Source organism: Gemmatimonadota bacterium, assembly GCA_026706345.1.
Lineage (GTDB): Bacteria > JAAXHH01 > JAAXHH01 > JAAXHH01 > JAAXHH01 > JAAXHH01.
The window spans coordinates 1-2,235 of the sequence record JAPOYX010000136.1 but is presented as its reverse complement, the minus strand read 5'-3'; the positions used below and the strand labels follow the sequence as shown (position 1 = coordinate 2,235).

Annotated in this window: 2 protein-coding genes; both read left to right on the top strand. The window is 61.7% G+C overall.

Annotated features, from left to right (window positions below; all coding sequences use genetic code 11):
- On the top strand, positions 1-623 hold a 623-nt coding region (locus OXG98_08690), incomplete at its 5' end, for a succinate--CoA ligase subunit alpha (protein MCY3772083.1).
- 76 nt (positions 624-699) lie between these two features.
- Positions 700-2,235: acetate--CoA ligase (locus OXG98_08685; GenBank protein MCY3772082.1), on the top strand; the 1,536-nt coding region annotated here is incomplete at its 3' end.

The following is a 2,235-nucleotide window of genomic DNA, read 5'->3' as shown; positions in this document are numbered from 1 at the left end:
TCCTCGAGGCCGCCGACGCCGGCGTCGCACTCATCGTCTGCATCACCGAGAACATCCCCGCCCTCGACATGGCCCGCGCCCGCGCCTACCTGGATTCAACAGAATCTCTCCTGATCGGGCCCAACTGCCCCGGCCTCATCTCCCCTGGATCCGCCAAAGTCGGCATTATGGCCGGCCACATCCACACCCCCGGCAATGTCGGCATCGTCAGCCGTTCCGGCACGCTCACCTACGAGGTCATCTATGCACTGACAGAGCGTGGAATCGGTCAGAGCACCGCCGTCGGCATCGGCGGCGACCCCATCAAAGGGCTCAACTTTCTCGACGTGCTGCAGATGTTTGAACAGGACTCCGCTACTGAACAAGTCGTCCTCATTGGGGAGATCGGAGGCACCGACGAGCAGGTCGCCGCCGACTACATCAGAACCGAAATGAGCAAACCGGTGACCGCTTTCATCGCCGGTCAGACCGCCCCCCCAGGCAAACGCATGGGCCACGCCGGCGCCATCATCTCCGGCGGCGAAGGCACCGCCGCTGAGAAGATCGAAGCGCTCCAGGAAGCCGGCGTCGCCATCGCCCGTCACCCCGAGGAGATCGCAGAACTGGCCGCACAGAATATCTGAACACACGTCTGAAACTGTGCTATCATAGTTGCCAATCCCGCAGCGGATCAATAGACACCGAATGAAGGAGGGAAGAATGTCGGAACAGAGCTCAAACGGCCAGGCTATCGAGGTCCCGGCCGCCGACAGCGAACTGTACCAGCCGTCGCCCGAGGCTGTCGCCGGCGCAAACGTGCCCAACTATCTCGACCTTCGCGGCGAAGCGCTCGCAGATTCCCAGGCCTACTGGGATGCCCGCGCACGCGAACTGATCGACTGGTTTGAGCCGTACGAAAAGGTGCTCGATGACAGCGGCGCGCCGTTCTTCAAATGGTTTGTCGGCGGTAAAACCAATATCGCCTACAACGCCTTGGACCGGCACGTAAACTCCTGGCGCAGGCACAAGCTGGCCCTGATCTTTGAAGGCGAAGAAGGCGACAAGCAGAACTACAGCTACTACCAGCTCTGGCAGGAAGTCAATAAGTTCGCCAACGTGCTCAAAGGCAAGGGCGTCGGCAAGGGCGACACCGTGACCATCTACATGGGACGGACCCCCGAACTGATGATCGCGATGTTGGCCGTCACCAAGATTGGCGCCGTACACTCCGTCGTCTACGGCGGGTTCAGCGAACAGGCCCTCGCCAGCCGCATCGACGACGCCCAGTCCAGGGTACTGATCACCAGTGACGGCGCCTGGTTGCGCGGCAAAACCGTCAACCTCAAGGACATCTCTGACGAGGCCGTCAAGCGTAGCTCGATTGTGGATACGGTGATCGTCTTCCAGCGTACCATGCAGGATGTGCAGATGACCCCCGGCCGCGATCACTGGTGGCACGAGGAGATGGCCCTCCCCATCGCCAGCCCAGTCTGTGAGGCGGAGCCGATGGACGCCGAAGATCCCCTCTTCATCCTCTACACGTCCGGCACAACCGGTAGACCCAAAGGCGTCCTCCATACCTGCGGCGGCTACCAGGTCTACACCGCTACCACCCTGAAATACGTCTTCGACCTCAAAGAGGACGACCTCTGGTGGTGCGCCGCCGACCCCGGCTGGATAACCGGACACAGCTACATCGTATACGCGCCTTTGATCCTTGGCTCAACCGGCTTCATGTACGAAGGCGCGCCCGACTATCCCCACCCCAATCGCTACTGGAAGCTCGTCGAGGACTACGGCATAACCATCCTCTACACCGCGCCCACCGCCATTCGCGGCCTGATGCGCTTCGGCGATGCCTGGGCCGACCAACACGACCTGTCCAGCCTGCGCCTCCTCGGCAGCGTCGGCGAACCGATTAACCCCGAAGCCTGGCGCTGGTACCATCGTGTCATCGGCCGCGAAAACTGCCCCATTATGGACACCTGGTGGCAGACCGAAACCGGCGGCTTCATGATCACGCCAACTCCTGTCGTCGCCCTCAAACCGGGCAGCGCCACCTTGCCTTTCACCGGCATTGAAGCCGAAGTAGTGCGCGAAGACGGCTCCACCTGCGAGCCCAACGAAGACGGCTATCTCGTCATCAAACGCCCATGGCCGGGTATGGCCCGTACAGTCTGGGGAGACCCGGACCGCTACGTTGAACAGTACTGGTCCGAATTCGCCCAGCAGGGCTGGTATTTCACCGGCGACAGC